The sequence below is a fragment of the Frigoribacterium sp. Leaf263 genome (assembly GCF_001422285.1).
GTDB lineage: Bacteria > Actinomycetota > Actinomycetes > Actinomycetales > Microbacteriaceae > Frigoribacterium.
Genome location: NZ_LMMO01000003.1, coordinates 385,404 through 407,663 on the forward strand (window position 1 = coordinate 385,404; position 22,260 = coordinate 407,663).

Annotated in this window: 19 protein-coding genes; 12 read left to right on the forward strand and 7 right to left on the reverse strand. The window is 72.5% G+C overall.

All coding sequences use genetic code 11. The annotated features are described in order from the left end of the window. Window positions 1–73: 73 nt before the first annotated feature. The gene (locus ASF17_RS05835) at window positions 74–376 is read left to right on the forward strand and encodes a hypothetical protein (protein WP_055796464.1); all 303 of its coding nucleotides are present in this window, start codon (window positions 74–76) and stop codon (window positions 374–376) included. Window positions 377–411: 35 nt separating this feature from the next. Next, window positions 412–1,155, forward strand: a complete 744-nt coding sequence (locus ASF17_RS05840; RefSeq protein WP_055798314.1) for an alpha/beta hydrolase — start codon at window positions 412–414, stop codon at window positions 1,153–1,155. A 4-nt stretch (window positions 1,156–1,159) separates the two neighbouring features. On the opposite strand, the gene ASF17_RS05845 is transcribed toward ASF17_RS05840, so the two are convergent. Together ASF17_RS05845 and ASF17_RS05850 are read right to left on the reverse strand one after the other, a co-directional pair. After that, on the reverse strand, window positions 1,160–2,218 hold the full coding sequence (locus ASF17_RS05845; RefSeq protein WP_055796470.1) for an AI-2E family transporter: 1,059 nt from the start codon (window positions 2,216–2,218) through the stop codon (window positions 1,160–1,162). Between the two features lie 57 nt (window positions 2,219–2,275). Next, window positions 2,276–4,126, reverse strand: a complete 1,851-nt coding sequence (locus ASF17_RS05850; RefSeq protein WP_055796473.1) for a DivIVA domain-containing protein — start codon at window positions 4,124–4,126, stop codon at window positions 2,276–2,278. Window positions 4,127–4,383: 257 nt separating this feature from the next. Between ASF17_RS05850 and ASF17_RS05855 the strand changes: the two genes are divergently transcribed. After that, a complete protein-coding gene (locus tag ASF17_RS05855; protein WP_156357318.1) occupies window positions 4,384–6,162 on the forward strand; it encodes a hypothetical protein in 1,779 nt (592 codons plus the stop codon). Next, window positions 6,159–7,154 carry a tetratricopeptide repeat protein gene (locus ASF17_RS05860; protein ID WP_055796481.1) on the forward strand — a complete coding sequence of 332 codons (996 nt, stop codon included), beginning with the start codon at window positions 6,159–6,161 and terminating at the stop codon, window positions 7,152–7,154. Before ASF17_RS05855 ends, ASF17_RS05860 begins: the two co-directional genes overlap by 4 nt. Before the next feature lie 87 nt (window positions 7,155–7,241). On the opposite strand, the gene glgB is transcribed toward ASF17_RS05860, so the two are convergent. Together glgB and ASF17_RS05870 are read right to left on the reverse strand one after the other, a co-directional pair. Further along, window positions 7,242–9,476, reverse strand: coding sequence for a 1,4-alpha-glucan branching protein GlgB (glgB, locus tag ASF17_RS05865; protein ID WP_055796484.1), 2,235 nt, complete (start codon window positions 9,474–9,476; stop codon window positions 7,242–7,244). Between the two features lie 11 nt (window positions 9,477–9,487). Continuing rightward, entirely contained in the window at window positions 9,488–11,488 is a 2,001-nt protein-coding gene (locus ASF17_RS05870; RefSeq protein ID WP_235476406.1) for an alpha-1,4-glucan--maltose-1-phosphate maltosyltransferase, read from the reverse strand. Between the two features lie 380 nt (window positions 11,489–11,868). Between ASF17_RS05870 and ASF17_RS05875 the strand changes: the two genes are divergently transcribed. From ASF17_RS05875 to ASF17_RS05895, 5 genes are read left to right on the forward strand one after another with little or no spacing between them, the layout of a single operon-like run. After that, complete coding sequence (locus ASF17_RS05875) at window positions 11,869–12,444, forward strand: alternate-type signal peptide domain-containing protein (RefSeq protein ID WP_055796488.1); 576 nt, start codon at window positions 11,869–11,871, stop codon at window positions 12,442–12,444. Between the two features lie 38 nt (window positions 12,445–12,482). Next, entirely contained in the window at window positions 12,483–13,088 is a 606-nt protein-coding gene (locus ASF17_RS05880; RefSeq protein WP_055796492.1) for a TasA family protein, read from the forward strand. Then, the gene (locus ASF17_RS05885; protein WP_055796496.1) at window positions 13,085–14,005 is read left to right on the forward strand and encodes a hypothetical protein; all 921 of its coding nucleotides are present in this window, start codon (window positions 13,085–13,087) and stop codon (window positions 14,003–14,005) included. The genes ASF17_RS05880 and ASF17_RS05885 overlap by 4 nt, the downstream gene beginning before the upstream one ends. Further along, a complete protein-coding gene (locus ASF17_RS05890) occupies window positions 13,996–14,949 on the forward strand; it encodes a hypothetical protein (RefSeq protein WP_055796499.1) in 954 nt (317 codons plus the stop codon). The genes ASF17_RS05885 and ASF17_RS05890 overlap by 10 nt, the downstream gene beginning before the upstream one ends. Continuing rightward, window positions 14,946–15,548, forward strand: coding sequence for a signal peptidase I (locus ASF17_RS05895; RefSeq protein WP_055796501.1), 603 nt, complete (start codon window positions 14,946–14,948; stop codon window positions 15,546–15,548). Before ASF17_RS05890 ends, ASF17_RS05895 begins: the two co-directional genes overlap by 4 nt. Before the next feature lie 316 nt (window positions 15,549–15,864). Here the strand turns inward: ASF17_RS05895 and ASF17_RS05900 are convergent, their stop codons facing one another. From ASF17_RS05900 to glgX, 3 genes are read right to left on the reverse strand one after another with little or no spacing between them, the layout of a single operon-like run. Then, complete coding sequence (locus ASF17_RS05900) at window positions 15,865–16,521, reverse strand: DUF1294 domain-containing protein (protein WP_055796505.1); 657 nt, start codon at window positions 16,519–16,521, stop codon at window positions 15,865–15,867. 3 nt (window positions 16,522–16,524) lie between these two features. After that, entirely contained in the window at window positions 16,525–17,025 is a 501-nt protein-coding gene (gene ybaK, locus ASF17_RS05905) for a Cys-tRNA(Pro) deacylase (RefSeq protein WP_055796507.1), read from the reverse strand. Window positions 17,026–17,032: 7 nt separating this feature from the next. Next, on the reverse strand, window positions 17,033–19,060 hold the full coding sequence (gene glgX / locus ASF17_RS05910; protein WP_055796511.1) for a glycogen debranching protein GlgX: 2,028 nt from the start codon (window positions 19,058–19,060) through the stop codon (window positions 17,033–17,035). 121 nt (window positions 19,061–19,181) lie between these two features. Here glgX and ASF17_RS05915 point away from each other — a divergent pair, with 121 nt between their 5' ends. The 3 genes from ASF17_RS05915 to prfB all read left to right on the forward strand — a co-directional run bounded on the left by ASF17_RS05915 (window position 19,182) and on the right by prfB (window position 22,147). After that, a complete protein-coding gene (locus tag ASF17_RS05915) occupies window positions 19,182–20,348 on the forward strand; it encodes a cysteine desulfurase family protein (protein WP_055796515.1) in 1,167 nt (388 codons plus the stop codon). 75 nt (window positions 20,349–20,423) lie between these two features. Beyond that, window positions 20,424–21,029, forward strand: coding sequence for a hypothetical protein (locus ASF17_RS05920; protein WP_055796518.1), 606 nt, complete (start codon window positions 20,424–20,426; stop codon window positions 21,027–21,029). A gap of 11 nt (window positions 21,030–21,040) precedes the next feature. After that, window positions 21,041–22,147: a peptide chain release factor 2 gene (prfB, locus tag ASF17_RS05925; RefSeq protein ID WP_055796520.1), complete on the forward strand. Its 1,107-nt coding sequence runs from the start codon at window positions 21,041–21,043 to the stop codon at window positions 22,145–22,147. Window positions 22,148–22,260: the final 113 nt, after the last annotated feature.

A 22,260-nucleotide genomic window follows, 5' to 3' on the forward strand; every position in this document is an offset into this window, starting at 1 on the left:
CACGCGAGCTCCGACCGCCGCCTCGTCGGGGCGGGTGCGCTGTACGGGACCTCACCGCGATACGGTGGAGGACATGCCCCGTAGTAATCGACCGCGTCGGCCCCGTGACGCGAGACGGGCCGATGAGCCCGCCGAGGACATCACCCGGGCCCTCCGGGGCGGCGCGGTGGTCGAGAGCCGTCACGGACGGTCGTTCACGGTGCAGTCGATCGGCGCGTCGTCGTCGGTCAAGGAGTACATCTGTCCGGGCTGCTCGCTGACCGTCGCGCCAGGCACGGCCCACGTCGTCGTGTGGCGGGCCGACGGGTTGTTCGGCGAAGCCGACGACCTGGCGTCGAGGCGTCATTGGCACACGCACTGCTGGAGGATCTCGTGACCGAACCGACCGAACCGACCGGAGCGACCGAACCGATCGGACCGACCGAGCCGGCCCGCGCCTCCGAGGCCGTCGAGATCCGCGGTGGGGTCCTGCTGCCCGCCCGGCGCCGCGACGTCGACCTGCGGACCTCCGACGGGCTCCGTCTCGTCGGCGAGCTGTCGCTGCCCCAGGATCGCCCCGCCGTCGGCACGCTGGTGACGCTCCACCCCCTGCCCACCGCGGGCGGCTTCATGGACAGCCATGTGATCCGGAAGGCCGCCGCCCGGCTTCCCGCGCTGGCCGACCTGGCCGTCCTGCGCTTCAACTTCCGGGGGGTCTCGTCGCCCCGTGGGCGCTCCGAGGGGGAGTTCGGAGAGGGGATCGCCGAGGCGGCCGACCTCGCGGCGGCGGTGAGGTTCGTGCACGACGAGGGCCTGCCGACCCCGTGGCTGGTCGGCTGGTCCTTCGGCACCGAGGTGGCGCTCAAGCACGGGCGTCAGGTCGAGTCGGCCGGACTCGTGCTGCTCTCGCCGCCCCTGCACCGCACCTCGGACGACGAGCTCGAGGCGTGGAACGACGTCGAGACGCCCATCGTCGCGGTCGTCCCGGAGTTCGACGACTACCTGCGTCCCGACGAGGCCGCACGTCGCTTCTCGGTGATCCCCCGGGCCGACGTCGTGCCGGTCGAGGGGGGCAAGCACCTCTGGGTCGGCGAGAAGCAGACGACGCGCGTGCTCTCGGAGATCGTCCGTCGCGCCGCTCCTCACGCCCTGCCGCTGCCCGCCCGCTGGGCGTGACCGCCTAGAGGGTGTTCTGCCGGGGCACGAGCACCTCGCGGATGATCAGGAGCACCGACGCGGCGAAGGGGATCGCGACCAGGGCGCCGAGGACCCCGAGGAGGGTCCCGCCGACGAGGGCGGCGATGACGACGACGACACCGGGCACCTTGACGGCTCGGCGCATGATGCGGGGGCTCAGCAGGTAGGCCTCGATCTGCATGTAGACGAGGTAGTACACGGCTGCGGTGATCCAGGTCGACGGCGACTCGGGCAGCAGGGCGACCTGCGCCAGCACGATGATCGCGGATCCGCTGATCGTCCCGACCAGGGGGATGATCGAGCCGACGAACGCGATCGTCGCGAACACCGCGGGCTGCTCGGCTCCGATGATGCTCAGGAAGACGAAGCTGAGGATGCCGTTGATGGCGGCCAGCGTGAACTGCCCGATCACGTAGCGCCCGACCGAGTCGCCGATCTGCTCGGCGATGAGCGCGAACTTGTGGCGTTTGGAGGCGGGCACCAGCTGGTACAGCGCGCTCTTCACGTTCTCGATGGACGACGTGAAGTAGAGCGTCAGGATCAGGACGACGATGGTGGCGAAGAGCCCGTTCCCGATCGCGACGCCCACGGCGAGGACTCCGCCGCCGATCGTGACGACGTTGTCCGGGTCGCTCAGGAAGGCCACGATGGCGTCGAGACCCTGCTGCACGTCGAAGACGTTCTGGGGCACGAGCTCCTGCAGGTTGTCGACGAACTGCTGCGTGGTGACGCTCTGCAGGTAGGTGACGAGGTTCGTGATCAACGCCGTGGCCTGGCTCACGACGACGGGCACGATCGCGAAGACCACCCCGACGACGGCTCCGAGCAGGGCGACCATGACGATCGCGATCGCGAGGGAGCGCGGCACGCTCCTCTTCTCGAGCCACGACACGATGGGATCGAGCCCCAGAGCGATGAACAGCGCCGCCCCGACGTACGTGATGATCGTCGACAGCTCGCTGACGGCGCCGCCGATCACGAGGGCGACGAGGACGCCGAGCCCGGCCAGGAGGCCCAGCCGGAAGGGATTGTGGATCTTCACGCGGGGTTCACTCCTGTCGACGGTGGCTCGGCCCGCTGGCGCGACTCCACCGAGTGACTACTCTGGCGCAACCTCGGGCGCGCCGCCCAACACCCCGCGGAGGTTCTCGAGGTAGCCGGCGACGGCGTCGCGCTCCTCGCGCAGATCGGCGAGGCGTCGTTCGGCGTCGCCGACGAGCTCGCGCGCCCGCGTCTCGGCCTCGGCGACGATGTCGCGCGATCTCGCCTCGGCGTTCGTCAGCACCTCGTGGGCCGTCGCGTCGGCCTCGCCGCGCACCGTCCTGGCGTGCTCGTGCGACGACCGTTCGAGCTCGTCGGCCTCCCGTCGGACGTCGACGGAGCGCTGGCGTGCCTCGTCGAGCTGGGCGTGGGCCTCGTCGAGGTAGTTCTGCGTCTCGGCGACGGCGGCCTGATGCCGGGCGACGAGATCGCGCTCGAGCTCGTCGAGCCGGGTGCTGCGCTCGAGCGCCAGAGCGATCCGAGCCTCGTCGGTCTCGCGGGCGACGGCGGCCTCCTCGCGGTCGCGCTCCGCGGCGAGCTCGGCGCGGAGCGTGGCGGCCTCGCTCGCGAGCCGGGCGCGTTGCGCCTCCTCGTCGTCGAACAGCCGCGCCTGGCTCTCCGCCACCTCGGCGTCGAGGTCGGCACGGGCGTTGACGGTCTCGGCCTCGACCTGGGCGCGGTGCTCGGCGGCGTCGCGCTCGAGTCGATCGGCCTGCTGCTGGGCGTCGCGGGCGAGGCGGTCACGCGTCTCGGCGGTCGTGCGCTCGATCTCGTCGCGCGTGGTCGTGCGGGCGAGCTCGATCTCGTCGCGCGCCGTGCGGGCGTCGCGGTCCAGCTCGGCTCGAGCGGTCTCGATCTCGAGCTCGAGACCGGCCCGCACCTCGAGGGCCTCGGCCGCCAGGGAGGCGCGGGTCGTCTCGATCTCGCGGCGCAGGTCGTCGCGTCGTGCGTCCACTTCGCGCTCGAGCGCCGCGCGGGTCTCGGTCACGTGGCGGCTCAGCTCGGCGCGCTGCTCGGCGATGTCGCGGTCGAGCTCGGCGCGTCGGTTCTCGACGTCGTCGTCGAGCTCGGCGCGGGCCGCCGCGATCTCGCGGTCGAGATCGGTCCGCCGGGTCGTGACCTCGAGCTCGAGCTCGGCGCGCGTGGTCTCGTCGAGGCGGGCGAGCTCGGCGCGGAGGGTCGTGCCCTCCCGGTCGAGGTCGGCGCGCTGCCGCTCGCTGTCGGCGACGAAGAGGGCGCGGGTCTCGGCGGTGGTGCGGGCGAGCTCGGCGGCGTCGGCTCGCGCCTCGGCGACCTCGCGGCCGACGATCTCACGCTGCTCGGCGGCGTCGCGCTCCGCATCGGCGCGGAGGGCGGCGGCCTCGTGCCGTGCGGTGGAGACGTTCTCGGCGGCCTCGGTGGCGGCCGCCCCGCGCATCGCCGACGAGTCGCGCTGGGCCTCCTGCAGCATCGATCGGGCCTCGTTCCGGGCGCGGGCGACCATCCGGTCGGCCTCGGCGCGGGACTCGTCGATCTGGGCGGCGGCACGGCCCCGCGCGTCGCCGAGCACCGCGTCGGCGCGCTCCGAGGCCTCGGCGACGAGACGCTCGGCCTCGGACGAGGAGGAGCGGCGCAGCTCCTCCGCGTCGATGTCGGCCTGGCTGACGAGCCGGGTCGCCTGCTGCTCGGCCAACCGCAGGGTCTGCTCGAGCTTGCTGCCGAGGCCGGCGTACGTCGGGGTCCCCGCCTCGTCGAGCTCCGACTGGAGGTCGTCGAGGCGGACCTGGAGCCGCTTGAGCTCGGCGACGGTCTCGGCGCGATCGGCGTTCGACTTGATGAGCTCGCGACGGAGGTCGCCGAGCGCCCGGTCGACCTCCTCCTTGCGGTACCCGCGGAGTTCCGTTCCGAAATCTGCTTCGTCGACGGCCACGGTGTCTCCTCTTGCTCGGCGGCGGGCACGAGGTCGCTCGTGCCCGGACCCGTCGATTTTAGCGGTCGGCGGACCGGGCGCAGGAGGTCGTGACGCGACTCGCGGACGGGCGGGCGCCTCCCAGGCTATTTCGGATACGCTGAGCCGTCTTAAAATCTGCTGCCGCGCCCGACCTCCTGGCCGGGCCCGCGCCGGCGCGGCCGTCCCGAGCGGTCCGCCGCGACCCGACCGGGATGGTGGCACGGAGGGAGAGAAACGTGCGTTTCATCGTCGCAGTGGTCGTCGTCGTCCTGGCGGCGCTCATGGTGGCGCTGGGCTTCGCCCAGCGGACCGTGTTCGCCCCGCCCCCGAGCGTCTCGTCGACCGTGTCGACCGCCGACTCCGAGGCCCGCATCACGGTCGTGCCGTCCGAGGCGCTGCACGGGCACGACGGTCGTCAGACGGTGAGCATCTCGGGTTCGGACACCGACTCGGTGTTCGCGGCGACCGGTCGCACCTCCGACGTGCTGGGCTGGGTGGGTGATTCCGCCTACAACGAGGTGTCGTTCGACGAGACCACCGGCGAGCTGGTGAGCACCCCCGTCGAGGGCGACACGGCCGACGTCCCGAGCCCCGCGGACTCCGATCTCTGGAACGCCGAGTACGCCGGCGCCGACCCGACCTTCTCGATCGACGCGCCCGACGACGTCTCGCTCGTGATCGTCTCCGACGGCACGGCCCCGGCACCCGACACCCTGCGGGTGACCTGGCCCCTCTCGACGGCCACTCCGGCCGCCGGGCCGCTCATCGCAGGCGGTCTCGTGGTGCTGCTCATCGGCGTCCTCCTCTACATCTGGGCCATCGCGCATCACCGGCGCAACCGCGGCCCCCGTCGCCGATCGGGTCAGGGCAAGCCGCCTCGCGTCACGCGCCGGTCGCGCCGCGAGCCCCTGACGTCGGGCGACGACCCCGCCGCCGGCCGTCGCTCCATCCGCCGCTCGATCGCCGTCGTGCCCGTGGTGCTGGTCGGAGCCCTCGCGCTCTCGGGCTGCACGGCCGACTACTGGCCGAGCGCCGTGGGCGGCGCCGGGGCCGACGCCTCGGCGACCCCCACCCCGACGAGCACCGACGCCGTGCCCGACGAGCAGGACGACCTCCAGCCGCCCGTCATCAGCGTGGCCCAGGCCGAGCGCATCGTCCAGCGGATCTCGACGGTGGCGTCCGAGGCCGACGGGACCCTCGACGCCGATCTGGCCGCCACGCGCTTCACCGGCCCGGCACTCGCGCAGCGTCAGGCCAACTACGCCCTCCGCGCGAAGGACGACGGCGCCGCCGAGCCCATCGCCGTCCCCGAGGGCGATGTCACGCTCACCCTGCCGCAGCAGGCCGACACGTGGCCGCGCAGCGCCTTCGTCATCGTCCAGTCCGACGACACCGCCGTGGCACCCATCGCGCTGACCCTCGTCCAGGAGGACGCCCGCGCCAACTACCAGGTCGAGTACCTGACCAGTCTCGAGGCCGGGGCGACCCCGCCGACGGTCGCGCCCGCCAGCATCGGCGCCGCCCGCCTGTCGCCCGACGTCAAGCTCCTGACCCTCCAGCCCGATCAGCTCGCCACGGCGTACGGCGACATCCTCAGTGAAGGCGACGAGAGCGAGTACGCCGATCTCTTCGAGGCCGAGGGGGACACCCTCCGCGAGAAGATCGGCAAGCCCTACAAGGACGCGAAGCGCGAGGCGCTGCCCGAGACCGCGTCCATCGACTTCGCGTCGACGCCCGACGAGGACCCGGCCGTCGCGTTCGCGACGAACGACGCCGGGGCGATCGTCTCGGTCGCCCTCAACGAGGTCGAGACCGTGAAGCCCACGGCGGAGGGCGCCGAGGTCAACCCCGAGGGCGCGGTCAAGAACCTCACGGGCATCGACAAGACCACGAAGGGCATCGAGGCGACCTACGGCGTCGAGCTGCTGTTCTCCGTGCCGCCCGTCGGGAGCGATCAGAAGATCGTCCTGCTCGGATTCAGTCAGGCCCTCATCAGCGCGAAGGAGCTGTCATGACCAACGTCCCCCCTCTGCCCGCCGGACTCCGCGGAGCCGTCGACCTGTCGTCCCTCGTCGATCGACCGGCCCCCGGGGCGGCGGGCCGTGCTCCGGCCGCCGGGTCGCCTGCGGGAGCGCCGGCGGCGAGCGACGGCGCCGCGCCGGCGTCGGTGGGTGTGCCCGCGCTCGTCCTCGACGCGACCGACGAGACGTTCGCTCAGTTCCTCGAGCTGAGCAGCACCGTGCCCGTCATCGTCGATCTCTGGGCGGAGTGGTGCGGCCCGTGCAAGCAGCTCTCGCCGGTGCTCGAGAAGCTCGTCGCCGAGTACGGCGGACGTCTCGTCCTGGCCAAGGTCGACGTCGACGCCAACCCGCAGCTCACCCAGGCGTTCCAGGCGCAGTCGATCCCCGCGGTCGCCGCCGTGATCGCCGGCCGCCCGGTGCAGCTGTTCGTCGGGGCCCTCCCCGAGGCGCAGGTGCGCGACGCCTTCGAGCAGGTGCTCGACCTGGCCGTCCAGAACGGCGTCACGGGCACCGCCGTCGTGCAGGGCGGCCCGGAGGTCGACGGCGAGACCCCCGAGCCCGAGCCGGAGCCCCTGCCGCCGCACCACCAGGAGGCCTACGACGCGATCGACCGCGGCGACTACGACGAGGCCATCGCGGCCTACAAGACCGCCATCGCGCAGGATCCCCGCGACCAGCTGGCCGTGGCGGGTCTGGCGCAGGTCTCGCTGATCTCGCGGCTCCAGGGCGTCTCGCTCGCCGAGGTCCGCGACGCCGCGGCGGCGGATCCGACGGATCTCGCCGCGCAGCTCGCCGTGGCCGATCTCGACGTGAGCGGCGGGCACGTCGACGACGCGTTCGATCGGGTGCTGACCGTGTTCCCGACGCAGGACGCCGCGGGGAAGAACGAGGCCCGCGCGCGCCTCCTCGAGTACTTCGAGATCGTCGGCGCCGACGACCACCGTGTGGTCGCCGCTCGTCGGCGGCTGACGATGCTGCTCTACTGACCCGCGCTCGTCACAGGCGCGAGGCCCCCGTCCGATTCGGACGGGGGCCTCGTCATGTCGGCGGACGCCGAGGAGGCGCGGGTCGGCTCAGGGGCGTCGCTTCAGCCAGAGGACGCCCAGGGGCGGCAGCAGCACGTCGGCCGAGGCGGGGCGACCAGCCCACGGGGTGTCGGTCGCGACGACGCTGCCCATGTTGCCGACCCCGGAGCCGCCGTACTCGGCGGCGTCGGTGTTGAGGATCTCGTGCCAGGTCCCCGCCTCGGGGAACCCGAAGCGCATCTGCACGGGCTGACCCGACCAGTTCGCCAGGACGGCGACGCTCTCGCCGTCACCGGACTTGCGCATGAACGCGACGACGCTCTGCTGCGCCGCGCCTCCGTCGATCCACTCGAAGCCCTCGGTGTCGAAGTCGTGCGCCCAGAGGGCCTTCTCGGACCGGTACACGGCGTTGAGCTTGCTGACCAGGTCGAAGAGCTGCTGGTGCTCGTGCCGGTCGAGCACGGACCAGTCGAGACCGTTCTCCTGGCTCCACTCGGTGGGCTGCCCGTACTCGGACCCCATGAAGAGCAGCTGCTTGCCGGGGTGACCCCACATGTAGGCCAGGTACGCGCGGAGGTTGGCGCGCTTCTGCCAGTCGTCGCCGGGCATCTTCTCGAAGAGGGATCCCTTGCCGTAGACGACCTCGTCGTGGCTGATCGGGAGCATGAAGTTCTCGCTGAACGCGTAGTGGAACGAGAAGGTCAGCTCGCCGTGGTGGTACGAGCGGTGGATCGGATCCTTCTCGACGTAGTCGAGGGTGTCGTGCATCCAGCCCATGTTCCACTTCAGCCCGAAGCCGAGACCGCCGTCGCTCGTGGGGCGTGAGACGCCGGGCCAGCTGGTGCTCTCCTCCGCGATCATGACGATTCCGGGGTGGCGCTTGTACGCGGTGGCGTTGGCCTCCTGGAGGAACGAGATCGCCTCGAGGTTCTCGCGGCCGCCGAAGCGGTTCGGCAGCCATTGGCCGTCATCGCGGCTGTAGTCGAGGTAGAGCATCGACGCGACGGCGTCGACGCGCAGTCCGTCGATGTGGAACTCCTCGAGCCAGTAGAGCGCGTTGGCCACCAGGAAGTTCCGCACCTGCGAGTCCCCGAAGTTGAACACCAGGGTGCCCCAGTCGGGCTGCTCGCCGAGACGGGGGTCGGAGTGCTCGTAGACGGCGCGGCCGTCGAAGTTCCCGAGGGCCCATTCGTCTTTGGGGAAGTGCCCGGGAACCCAGTCCATGATGACGCCGACGCCGGCCGCGTGCAGCCGGTCGATCAGGTACTTCAGGTCGTCGGGGGAGCCGTAGGTGCTCTGCGGCGCGTAGTAGCCGGTCACCTGGTAGCCCCAGGAGCCGCCGAACGGGTGCTGCGTGAGCGGCATGAACTCGACGTGGGTGAAGCCGAGGGCCGTGACGTAGTCGACCAGGGGGTCGGCCAGCTCGCGGTACGACAGGCCCGGACGCCACGAGCCCACGTGCAGCTCGTAGACGCTCATCGGGCCGGCGTGCTGGTCGGTCGCCGCGCGCCGCTCGAGCCAGGCGTCGTCCGACCACGTGTGACCGGAGCGCGTGATGATCGAGGCGGTCGCCGGGGGGACCTCAGCCCGTCGGGCCATCGGGTCGGCCCGCTCGACCCACACGCCGTCCGGGGTGAGGATCTCGTACTTGTACGTGCCCTCGGTGACGCCGGGCACGAAGATCTCCCAGACCCCGTTGCCGTCGAGACGGCGGAGGGCGTGCAGGGCGCCGTACCAGCCGTTCAGCTCGCCGATGACGCGCACGGCCTGGGCGTGGGGAGCCCACACGGCGAACGAGGTGCCCGTGACGCCCTGATGCTCGCGTACGTGCGAACCGAGGACGGTCCAGAGCTGCTCGTGCCGGCCCTCGCCGAACAGGTACAGGTCGAGGTCCGAGACGGTCGGGGCGAATCGGTAGGGGTCGTCGGCGAGCCAGGGCGCGCCTCCGTCGTACGAGGCCTCGATCTCGTAGCCGCCGAGGGGCGCCGTGGCGACGCCCTGCCAGAGACCGTGCGCGAGGTGCTCGAGGACGACGACCTCCGAGGAGGCGCCGGTCACCGTGACGGATGCGGCCAGCGGTCGGACGACGCGCACGACGGTCACGCCGTCGCGGGTGTGCTCGCCGAGCAGCGCGTGCGGGTGGCCGTGGCCACCCTCGGCGGCTGCCGCGACCTCGGCGTCGTCGAGCGGGGGAGCCGAGGGCGTCGGGGCGGCGACGGCCTCGACGGGGACGTCGGCCGGCGTCGGGTCCTCCGCCGGGGAGGGGGTGAGGGGGGAGGTCATGATCGGTGCTCCTACGGTGCGCGGTTCAGGTCGACGGTGAGGACGTGCACGGGCTCGACGAACGCGTCGAGACGGACGTAGTTGTCGTCGCCCCAGGTCCAGGACTGGCCGGTGATGAGGTCCCTGACCGTGTAGGTGCCGCCGGGGGTGAGCCCGAACTTCGTCACGTCGAGGTGGACGGTGGTCTCCCGCGCCGAGTGCGGGTCGACGTTGGCGACGACGATCACGGCGTCGGCGCGCCCGCTGCGGGTGTGCGCGCGAGAGAGGTACTTCGAGAAGACGAGCACGGCGTCGTCGTCGCTCGAGTGCACCTCGAGGTTGCGCAGCTGACGCAGCGCGGGGTGCGACGCCCGGATGCGGTTGAGCTGGGTCAGGTAGGGGGCGATCGACGCGCCGGCCGCCTCGGCCGCGGCCCAGTCGCGGGGCTTGAACTCGTACTTCTCGTTGTCGATGTTCTCTTCGCTGCCGGGACGCGCGACGTCCTCGATGAGCTCGTAACCCGAGTAGACGCCCCAGGTCGGCGACGCCGTGGCGGCGATGGCGGCGCGGATCTTGTAGGCCGACTGCCCGCCGTACTGCAGGTACGGCGTGAGGATGTCGTGGGTGTTGACGAACAGGTTCGGGCGGAGCCAGCCGCTGGTCTCCTTCGACAGCTCGGTGAGGTACTCCTCGAGCTCCCACTTCTCGTTTCGCCAGGTGAAGTACGTGTACGACTGGTGGAAGCCGACCTGGGCGAGGGCCTGCATCATGGCGGGCTTCGTGAAGGCCTCCGAGAGGAAGACCACCTCGGGGTTCGTCTCGCGGATCTCGTGCAGCAGCCACTCCCAGAAGCGGACGGGCTTGGTGTGGGGGTTGTCGACCCGGAAGATCGTGACGCCGAGGTCGATCCAGTACCGGACGATCCGGAGCACCTCGCGGCTCAGCCCGTCGTAGTCGTTGTCGAAGTTCAGGGGGTAGATGTCCTGGTACTTCTTCGGGGGGTTCTCGGCGTACGCGATCGTGCCGTCGGGCAGGGTCGTGAACCACTCGGGGTGCTCGGTCACCCAGGGGTGGTCGGGCGAGCACTGCAGGGCCAGGTCGAGGGCCAGCTCGAGTCCGCTGTTCCTGGCGGCCTCGACGAACCAGCGGAAGTCGGCGACCGTCCCGAGCTCGGGGTGGATGGCGTCGTGCCCGCCGTCGGCCGATCCGATGGCGTAGGGGGATCCCGGATCGTCGGGCCCCGCGGTGAGGGTATTGTTCGGTCCCTTGCGGAAGGTCGTGCCGATCGGGTGCACCGGCGGGATGTAGACGACGTCGAAGCCCATGCGGCTGATGGCGGGCAGGCGTCGGGCGGCCGTGCGGAACGTGCCGCTCTTCCAGCTGCCGTCGGCCTGCTTGCGGGCGCCTTCGCTGCGCGGGAAGAACTCGTACCAGCTGCCGAGCCCCGCTCGGCTGCGCTCGACGCGGAGGGTCTCCACGGAGCTGCGGGTGCGCAGGCTCGCGAGCGGCCTGCTCGCGAAGACGGCCGCCAGTCGCGGGTCGGTGGCGACGCGGAGGCGCGCCCCGGCGGACAGCGACGTGTTGCCGAGCGCCGTGGCGGCGTCGCGGACGAGGACGGTCTCGGGGTAGTCGTCGACAGCGGCGGCCAGCAGCTCGCTGCCGAGCGCGAAGGTCACGTCGACGTCGAGCTCTGCCGGGATCTTGATCTCGGCCGTGTGCAGCCAGGTCGCCCAGTCGTCCGTGTACGCCTCGACCTGCCAGGTCCAGTCGCCCTCGGTCTCGAGCTGCACCTCGGTGGTCCACCGATCGGTGCCCGGGATGCCCGCGGTGAGCGGATGCCGCGTGGTCTCGCCGGTCGGATCGATGAGGAGGAGGTCCGCACCGATCAGGTCGTGGCCCTCGCGGAACACGGTGGCGCCGAACGGCACCACCTCGCCGGAGAACGCCTTCGTCGGGAACACCCGGTCAGGGGTGGTCGGGGTCAGTGCCGTGACGGGGATCCGTCCGACCTTGGGCTCGTATGCAGTCGACACGTCAGCGACGCTACCCGGTATCGCGCGGGGTCGGCCCTGGTCGGAGAGGTCGTCCCCCTCCGGGGCTCGGAGACGACCGATCGGGGTACAGAATGCCGTCCGCATCGGTGGGGACAGACGGTCTCGTCCGTTTTGCCCCCCGTTCTGGGTCGGTGCACATGCATGAAAAAGCTATGTCCGCACTTAGGGGGACCGCTACTGTCGTAGACGTCAGCCAGGCCTGCCCGCCCAGTGGGAACACCGAGAGCCCGGCGCCGCTGACCACCCTCCGGACCCGAACATCCGGCATCCCCCGCTCACACCGCATCGCCCTGGCCGTCCTCCCGACGGACGGCCCGGGGCGCTGCTCGTCGCGCCGTCACGGCGCGGATAGGACCGTCATGAACAAGCTCGTCAAAGGCTCCATCGCCGCCGCGGCAGGCGTCGCACTCCTCCTCGGCGGTGCGGGCACCTTCGCCCTCTGGAACGCCAACACGGAGGTCTCCGCGGCGAGCGTCAGCTCCGGCACCCTGGCGCTGACGACGAGCGGCGCGGGCACCTGGACGGACATCACCAACGGGCGCAACGTCGCGATCTCTGACGTCTCGCAGTACCGGATCGTCCCGGGCAACAAGCTCCGCTTCACCCAGACCATGAAGATCGACGCGTCGGGCAACGACCTGGTCGCCGATCTCGCCTACTCGACCGCGTCGGTCACGGGTTCGCTCAAGGGCATCGCGACCACCACGATGAGCGTCTCCAGCGCCGCGGGCTCGAGCGCCCTGCCGGCGGGTGTGACGGCCGACCCGGCGGCCCCCGGCAGCTTCGTCGTCCGGCCCGTCGCCGCCGGCAGCACGACCGCCGTCGTCACCTTCGTGGTCGAGCTCCCGCAGGCGACCGAGGGTGCGGCGAGCATGAACGGTACCCTCGACCTCAGCAAGCTGACCTTCACCCTCAAGCAGCGCGCCATCGCCTGATCCCCACCAGCCACCACCACCGAGACGGGAGACGCGCGATGAGCCGACCGGCAGCCGCCGCGCGTCGTCACCGTGCGGAACCCTCGCGACGAGCCGGCGGTCTCCGCCGGCTCGTCCGATCCACCTGGTCGGCCACCGGCCTCGTCGTCGTCGGTCTCCTGGCCCTCGTCGCGACCGCCGGCGGCACCTACGCCCTCCTCGGGGCCTCGGCGACCAGCAACGCGTCGGTCATCGCATCCGGCTCCGCCTCCGTCACCGTGGGCAGCGTCTCGTCGCTCGACGTCGCGAAGCTCGGGCCGGGTCGCTCGGTCTCGGGGACGTTCGTCGTGAGGAACACCGGCACGGTTCCGCTGCAGCTCCGCCTCACGGGCACGACCCCCACGAGCGTCGACGCCGCGGTGGTGGGCGAGCTCACCGCGGCGGTCGCCGTCCTGCGGAGCGGCTCCTCGTGCGCGGTCTCGACCGCGGGCGCCTCGACCCGGGCGGCCTCGTTCGACACCGGCGCGTCGTGGGCCGTCCTGCCGGCGGGTCAGTCGCTGACCGCCTGTCTCGTCCTCGCTCTCGACGCCGACGCTCCGGCCACCGTGCAGAACACGGCCGCCTCCGTCGGGTTCGTCGTCGCCGGGACGCAGGTCGCCCCGTGACGCGCCGTCGCACCCGCCCCGTCGCCCGGCGCGGCCTCGTGCTCGCGCTGCTCGCGGGCGTCGTCATCGGCGCGACGCTCGCGACCGGCGGCGCCGCGGTCGCCCTCTGGACGACCAGCGCCCCGGCCGCGACGCGCGTCGCCACCGGGGCCGTGGGTCTCAGCGCGACCGACCTCGCGTCCCTCCAGCGCGACTACACGGCCTCCGTCCCCGCGGTCACCGGATCGTGGTCGTTCACGAACACGGGCACGGTGGACGCCGACTACTCGACCACGGCGTCCCTGGCCTCCGGCAGCTCCGCAGCGCTCGCGTCCTCGATCTCGGTCGTGGCCTGGCCCGTCGCGCGCGGGCAGACGCCCGCCGCGGCGTGCACGGCGTCCGCAGCGGTCGGAGCCGGCTCGGTCTCGGGCACGTGGGCCGCGCCTCCTCGGCTCGGCGGGTCGCTCGCAGCGGGCGCGTCGGTCGCCTGGTGCCTCCGCTCGTCGACGTCGACGTCGTCGCCCCTCGGACGCGTCACGCCCGTGCTGACCGCATCCCTCGCGGCCGGGTCGTGGCGTGCTCCGGCCCAGGAGCGCCGCTTCGTCCAGAACAACACAGTGCCGCCCCGCCAGACGGCCACCTGCTCGTCCACCGACATCTACTACGCGTGGCTCGACTTCGACCCGTCGGACCGACCCATCGAGACCACCTACGGTTCGTTCGTCGGATCGACCCGGGTCGGCACGGCCACCGAGACCGGCCACTACCCGCACTTCGCCTTCACCCGCGAGACGCTCCCGAAGAACCCCTACGGCGACGGTCGCATCACGGTCGACATCCGCGTGGTGGTCGACGGCGTCGCGGGTGCCGTCGCCGCGACGGGCGTCGTCGTCGCCGGTCAGGACCCGAACGGCCTGAGGAACATCCAGTGCCCGTGAACGACGACGGGACGGCGCCGGACCCGACGCCCCGCGCCAGGGCGAGTCGCGCCGTGGTGGTCGCCGTCGTCGCAGCCGTGCTGATGCCGGCGCTCGTCGGCGGGCCGGCGGCGACGGTCGCCCACGCCGCGGCACCCCGCGAGGGTGCCGGCGCGGGGCGACGCGCCGACCCGCCGAGACTCATGCTCAGCGCCGACGGGCTGCGCTGGCAGGTGCGCCTCACGGCGGGACCCACGGCGGCGGGGGAGGCGCTCGTGCCCGGCGGGACGACCTCGACCACGTTCTGGGTGAAGAACGTCACCAGCGACCCGGCCGTGCTCGCGGCGCGCGTCGTCGACGTCGAGGTCTCGTCCCCGGCCTTCGCCCGCGATCTGACCGTCACGGCGACCCGGGGCGCCGAGACGTCGGCCGACCCGACGCCCTCCCTGCCGCTCGGCTCGCCGGCCTGCACGGCCCTCAGGGCACCGGGGCTGCTCTCGGCCGGGGAGGAGGCGCCGGTCACCGTGGCGCTCGCACTCGCCGAGAGCGCCACCGGGTCGTCGGCCGGGCAGTCGGTGGGCGTGACCGTGCTCGTGTCGCTCGCGGGACGTGCGGGCGACGCCGCCGACGAGTGCCCGTCGCCCGCCGTCCCCGGGGCCGCGATGCTGCGAGGCGGCGAGTGGGACGTCGCGGGAGACGCGGACGTCCGGTCCGCCGACGGAGTCGTCGCATCGTCGACCGGACCCGTCGCCGCGGGCGCCGCCTCGGGGGAGACCTCCCCCCGGTTCATCGGTCTCCCTCTGCCCGGGGAATGGCTCCCGCTGCTGCTCGGCGCCGTGTCCCTCCTCGCCGGCGGCTTCGTGGCGCTCGGCCGCCGTCGTCCCGAGGCCCACGCCGACGCGTCCGCCGACCCCGGCTCCACCGCCGCCGCGAGCCGCGATGCGACCGACCGGACGGGCGCATGACCGCGCGCCGCGCCTCCTCGGCGGGGACGGGTGCGCTCCACAGCATCGGCGTCGGCCTGAGCGCCGGGCTCCTCCTGATCGTGGTCGCGCTCGCCGTGGTGCTCGTCGTCGTGCCGAAGGCGACCGGGTCGACCCCGCTGACGGTCCTCACCAGCTCGATGGAGCCGAGTCTGCCGCCCGGCACGCTCCTCGTCGTCCGGCCGACGCCCGTCGACGAGATCCGCGTGGGCGACGTGCTGACCTACCAGATCGAGTCGGGACGACCGGAGGTCATCAGTCACCGGGTCATCGAGATCGCGTCGTCGTCGGACGGCACCACGTCGTTCGTCACGAAGGGCGACAACAACGACGAGGCCGACGACGAGGCCGTGCTGCCGGTCCAGGTCAGGGGGACCCTCTGGTACAGCGTCCCCTGGCTCGGTTTCGTCAATCAGGCGGTGAACGGGTCGGCGCGCGCCTGGATCGTCCCGCTGCTGGCCGTGGCCCTGTTCGGCTACGCCGGCTACATGATCGTCTCCGGCCTCGTCGCGCACCGCGCGGAGCGCATCAGGCGGCGGGGGCGCGGCCGTCGTTCGGCGGGGCGCTCGGCGCACGACTGACCCCCCTTCTGGGGTGGGCGACGGGTCCGAGCATCCTTGTCCGTCGTTTGGGGGACCAGTACAGTCGAGACGACGACGCGGCCTGCCCGCCCGGAGCGACAACCGCCCCGAGAGCCCGGCGCCCGTCGATCGGCGACGTCCCGACTGCGGACGCCCCGTCGGGTGCATGGACCGCTCAGACCCGAGGCTGTCCCGTGCGATCGACGAACACGGCGAGCGACGGTGAGCGCCCGGACCCGGCCCGAACCGGTCCGGTCGCCACCCGAACCGCGTCGACGCGGTCTTCCTCCGCCCCGGAGCCCGCCCGCACGGCCCGTCAGCCGACGAGTGCGGCGACGACGACCCCGCTCAGGGCGACGATCGCGAGGTGCGCCGCCACGGTGAGCGCGAACGCCCGACGGAACGCCGGCTTGCCGGTCTTGTGCCGGAGCAGCTGCTGCGCCAGGACCGCGCCCGGCCACCCGCCGGCGAGCCCGCAGACGAGGAGGGTCCGCTCCGGCACGCGTCGCGTGCCCCGCCGGGCGGCCCGCTTGTCGACCGCGTAGGCGATGGCCGTCCCGATGTTGAGCGCGACCAGCAGGCCGACCGCCCACCACCTCGCCCACAGCGCGTCCGGCGATCCCGCGCCCGGCCAGTGCCCGCCGGTCGTCAGCGCGACGGCGACGAGCGCCCCGCTCGCCACGACCGCCGCGGCCACAGCGGCCCGGCCCCGACGCGACGGTCGCGGAGACCTCGCTCTCGGGGGCGACCAGGCAGCCCCCGCTCGGGCCACGCGGACCGCCTGCGGTCGGCGATCCCCGTGGCCGTCGACGACGTACGAGTAGGCCTCCCCGGTGCGGGGGCGGGGCGTTCCGCGGCCGAAGGCGGTGATGTGCACGAAGACCCGGCCGCGACCGGACGCCGGACTCAGGAACCCGAAGCCCCGGGCGTCGTCCCAGCTCGTGAGCGTCCCCTCGACGCGCTGCTCCGCCACGGTTCAGTCCCGTGCCACGGCGGCGTACCGGCCGTTCACGGCCCGCACGAGGTCGTCCGGCGCGATCTCGACGTCGAACCCGCGCCTCCCGCCGCTGACGAACACGGTCGTGAAGGAGGCGCAGCTCGCGTCGATCACGGTCGTCGCCGCCGTCCGCTGCCCCAGGGGGCTGATGCCGCCCACGACGTAGCCCGTGCGACGTTCGGCGAGGGCCGGGGCGGCCAGCACCGCCTTCTCGGCCCCGACCTCCGTCGCGAGCGCCTTGAGGTCGAGACGCCGCGAGACGGGCACCACGGCCACGACGAGGGCTCCGTCGGCCTCGACCATGAGCGTCTTGAGCACCCGATCGTCGGAGACCCCGAGGGCGGCGGCCGCCTCGGCGCCGTAGTCGGTCGCCGTGTCGCGGTGCTCGTAGGGATGCGCGACGAAGGCGATGCCGAGCGCGGTCAGGGCCGAGGTCGCCGGCGTCGACGGACCGGACGAGGAGGCGCGGCTCGTCGACACGGGACGCTCAGACGATCCGGTAGACGACGACGGTCGGACCCGAGACGACGATGTCGTCTCCGGGTGCCGAACCGGCCGGCAGCCCCCGGTCGTCGCTCGACCACAGGGCCTCGTAGCCGGCGACCCCGTCGGGGGACGGCAGGGTCGCCGTGATCGTCGTCTCCGCGCCGTGCACGACGACGAGCACGCTGTTCGGCTCCTCGTGCTCGGGGGTCGAGGTGACGAGGTGCTGGACCGTCCGGACCGCGACGTCGTTCCACTCGTCGGGGTGCATCTCGACGCCCGAGGCCGAGTACCAGGCCATCTCGTTGGCGCTGAGGGTGCAGGCCCCGTCGACGCCGAACCGGATCGGACGGAGAGCGGGGTTCTCGGCCCGCAGCCGGGTCAGCGCTGCGACGTCGTCGCGGAGGGCCACGTGCCACGGCTCGTCGGACCAGTCGACCCAGGTGAGCTCGCTGTCGGTGCAGTACGCGTTGTTGTTCCCGTGCTGGGTGCGGCCCCGCTCGTCTCCGGCGGTGAGCATCGGCACGCCCGCCGAGACGAACAGGGTCGCCAGGAGGTTCCGCATCGAGCGCCGACGGGCGTCGGAGATCCACGGGTTGACGCTCTCGCCCTCGATGCCGTGGTTGAACGACCGGTTGTCGTCGGTGCCGTCGCGGTTGCCCTCGCCGTTGCTCAGGTTGTGCTTGGCGTCATACGAGACGAGGTCGAGCAGGGTGAAGCCGTCGTGCGCCGTGATGAAGTTCAGACCCGCGACGGGGCCGCGCTCCCGAGCGAAGATGTTGCTCGACCCGCTCAGCTTCGAGGCGAAGCTGCCCAGCCCCGACGGCGGCAGGCCGTCTGCCCGGGCTGCGGCGACGTCGGTCAGCCAGAACTCGCGCGAGCGGTTGCGGAACCGGTCGTTCCACTCGATCCAGCCGGGAGGGAAGGCTCCCGTCTGCCATCCGCCCAGGCCGACGTCCCAGGGCTCGGCGATCATCTTGACCCCCTCGAGAGCCGGGTCGGTCACGATCGCGGTCAGGAGGGGGTGCTCGGGATCGAACACGTGGTCGGCGCCGCGGCCGAGCGTCGCCGCGAGGTCGAAGCGGAAGCCGTCGATCTGCACCTCGTCCGCCCAGTAGCGAAGCGAGTCGAGGACGAGACGCGCCGCGGCCGGCGTGCTCGTGTCGATCGAGTTGCCGCAGCCGGTGACGTCGACGGGATCGCCGGCCGCGTCGTGACGGTAGTAGCGCGAACCGTCGAGACCGCGGAGGCTCGTGACCGGACCGCCGGCCTCGCCCTCCTCGGCCGTGTGGTTGTAGACCACGTCGAGGTACACCTCGATGCCGGCCTCGTGCAGCAGCCGGACCATCCCCTTGAACTCCCTCAGGACCGCGGAGGCGCCGGCCAGCTGGGCGTCGCGGCTCGCGTAGGCCGTATGGGGCGCGAAGTACGACAGGGTGTTGTAGCCCCAGTAGTTCTCGATGCCCTGAGCGACGAGCCGCTCCTCGTCGACGTGCTGGTGGATGGGCAGCAGCTGGACGGCGGTCACTCCGAGACCCTTGAGGTAGGCGATGGTCGACTCCGCCGCGAGACCGGCGTAGCTTCCGCGCAGCTCTTCCGGGACGAACGGCGCGAGGCGCGTGAGACCCCGCACGTGGGCCTCGTAGACGACCACCCGGTCGAGCGGCGTGCGGGGCTTGGCGACGCCGCCCCAGTCGAAGGACTCGTCGACGACGGCCGACTGCCAGGTGCCCCGGCCCGTGCGGCCGAGTCCCCGCGCGTAGGGGTCGAGGAGCTCGCGGGACGGGTCGAAGGCGTTCCCGCGTCCCGGGGGGCCGTCCGCACGGAGCCAGTAGCGCCGACCAGGGGTCAGCGCACCGTCCGTGGCGCTCCAGACGTCGCCGTCGCCGCGGGTCAGGGGCACGACGCGGTCGTGGGGGGCGTCGTCGACGACCAGATCGATGCTCGTGGCCGAGCTGGACCACACCCGCAGGGTCGGCCCGTCCGGTCCGCGGGTCAGACCCAGGTCGCGCAGGGAGTCGATGTCGGACACGGCACTTACAGTAGATGAGCGCGAGGCCTCGCTCGAACCGGCCGCGGGGCCCACCTCGGCCCCTCCGTGCTCGGGCCCGCCTCCGTCCCGCCCTCTCTCTCCTCGGATCCGGAGAACCGCCATGACCGTCTACCTCGACCACGCCGCCACGACGCCGATGCATCCGGCGGCCCTCTCGGCGTACACGGAGGCCCTCGGCGCGGTCGGCAACCCCTCGTCGATCCACAGCGCGGGGCAGAGCGCCAGACGGGTCCTCGAGGAGGCGCGGGAGCGCGTCGCCGCCACCCTGGGCTGCGAGCCCATCGAGGTCGTCTTCACCTCGGGCGGCACCGAGTCCGTCAACCTCGCCCTCAAGGGCCTGTGGTGGGCGCGCCAGTCCGACCGGCCCCGCCCGCGCCTCCTCGTGGCCGCCGGCGAGCACCACGCGACCGTCGACACCGTCGAGTGGCTCGAGCGGTACGAGGGCGCCCTCGTCACCTGGATCCCCCTCGACGGACTCGGTCGCCTCCGCCTCGACGCCCTCGCCGAGGCGCTCGAGGCCCACGACGACGTCGCCCTGGTGAGCCTGCTCTGGGCGAACAACGAGGTGGGAACCCTGCAGCCGGTGGCGGAGGTCGCCGCGCTCGCCGAGGCGCACGGCGTGCCGGTTCATTCGGACGCGGTCGCGGCCTACGGGCAGGTGCCGGTCGACTTCGCCGGATCCGGGCTCGCGGCGCTCAGCGTCAGCGCGCACAAGATCGGCGGACCGATCGGGATCGGAGCGCTCGTCCTGTCTCGCACGGCGACGGTGGTCCCGCTCATCCACGGCGGGGGGCAGCAGCGGCAGGTCCGATCGGGCACCCAGGACGCCCCGGCGGCCGTCGCCTTCGCCGTCGCCGCCGAGCAGCCCCACACCGACTACGAGCCGCTGCGCGACCGCCTCATCGCGGGCGTCCGTGCCGCGGTCTCCGGGGCCGTGCTGCGCGGCGACCCCGTCGACCGGCTGCCCGGCAACGCGCATTTCACCTTCGAGGGGTGCGAGGGCGACTCGCTGCTGTTCCTGCTCGACGCCGCCGGGGTGAGCGTCTCGACCGGCTCCGCCTGCCAGGCGGGCATCCCCGAGCCGTCGCACGTGCTGCTGGCGATGGGGCTGACCGACGACGAGGCCCGCGGGGCGCTCCGGATGACCGTCGGGCACACCTCGACCGAAGCCGACGTCGACGCGCTGCTGGCGGCGCTGCCCGACGCGGTCGCCCGCGCGGGCCGGGCCGGCTACGCCGACCGCACGCCCCTCCTCGGCCACCGCTGAACCGACCGCGGCGCCGACTCGCTCGGACGGGCGGCCCCGGAACTCGACGAGCGTCTCGCGGGGCAGACTGGGGCGATGCAGCTCTACTCGTCGTCGGCCCCGGTCCGTGCTCGGCAGATCACGGCCGACGTCGTCGCCCTCGCTCTCGTCGTCGCAGCGGTCGTCGCCGGGTCCGCCGCCGCGGCGTTCATCCGGACGTTCGCGGATCTGGGCCGCCGGGTCGAGGACGCGGGCCTGGGCTTCCAGCGCTCGATGAGCGACGCGGCCGAGACGATCGCCGGGCTGCCGCTCGTCGGCGAGGCCGCCGGGCGTCCGTTCGTCGGAGCCGGCGACGCGGCGTCTCAGGTGGTGGCCGCGGGTCGGGACCAGCAGGAGGCGGTGGGCACCGCCTCCCTCGTGGTCGGCCTGCTCGTCGCGGGCATCCCCATCGTGGTCGTGCTGCTGACGTGGCTGCGGCGGCGGATCGCCTTCGTGCGACGCGCGGCGGCGGTGAGCGCCCTGCACCGCAGCGAGGGCGGTGACGACCTGCTGGCCCTCCGCGCGTTGTCGACGCTCGAACCGGCGGTGTTGCGGTCGGTGGCCCCGAACCCCGTCGCCGCCTGGCGGACCGGCGACGCCGACGTGGTCGGGCGGCTGGCCGACCTGGCCCTCCGCGACGCGGGCGTCGGTCGCGCCCGGTAAGCTCGGGGACCATGATCGCACTGGATTTCTCTGAGCAGATTGCCGCCCTCCGGGCCACGTTCGAAGACATCCGCGCGGTGATCGGCCAAGACCGTCTCGTGGCCGAGATCGCCGATCTCAGCGAGCAGGCGTCCGCCCCCGACCTGTGGGACGACACGGAGAACGCGCAGAAGGTCACCAGCGCTCTCAGCCACCGTCAGGCCGAGCTCGAGAAGCTGGAGACGACCGAGCAGCGGCTCGACGACCTCGGGGTCCTGGTCGAGATGGCCAACGACGGAGACGACCAGGAGAGCGCGGACGAGGCGCAGGCCGAGCTCAAGGCCCTCCAGAAGATGATGGACACGCTCGAGGTCCAGACCCTGCTCGACGGCGAGTACGACCCCCGCCCCGCGGTCATCACCATCCGCGCCGGCGCCGGCGGCGTCGACGCCGCCGACTTCGCGGAGATGCTGCTGCGCATGTACCTGCGCTACGCCGAGAAGCACGGCATGTCGGCCACCGTCATGGACACCAGCTACGCGGAGGAGGCCGGCATCAAGAGCGCCACGTTCGAGATCGACGCCCCCTACGCCTTCGGCACCCTGAGCGTCGAGGCCGGCACCCACCGGCTCGTCCGGATGAGCCCGTTCGGCGCGGCCGGCAAGCGGCAGACGAGCTTCGCCGCGGTCGAGGTCATCCCGCTGATGGAGGAGACCGAGTCGATCGAGATCCCCGAGAACGACATCCGGGTCGACGTGTTCCGGTCCTCCGGTCCCGGCGGGCAGTCCGTCAACACGACCGACTCGGCCGTGCGCCTGACGCACATCCCGACGGGCACGGTCGTGTCGATGCAGAACGAGAAGAGCCAGATCCAGAACCGCGCTGCGGCGATGCGCGTGCTCCAGTCGCGCCTCCTCCTCCTCCAGAAGGAGGCCGAGAACGCGAAGAAGAAGGAGCTGGCCGGCAACATCACGGCCAGCTGGGGCGATCAGATCCGCAGCTACGTGCTCGCGCCCTACCAGATGGTGAAAGACCTCCGCAGCGAGCACGAGGTGAACAACCCGTCGAACGTGTTCGACGGCGACCTCGACGGCTTCATCTCGGCCGGCATCCGCTGGCGCAAGCGCGACGAGTCCTGATCCCGGCCGTCGGGTCGGTCCTCGTCTCCTCCCCAGCGTCCCCAGGGGATTCATAGGGCACGGGGGAGGCGCGTCGCTGCGGTGTTCGCAGGCGGTGGCGCTTAGGGTGATCC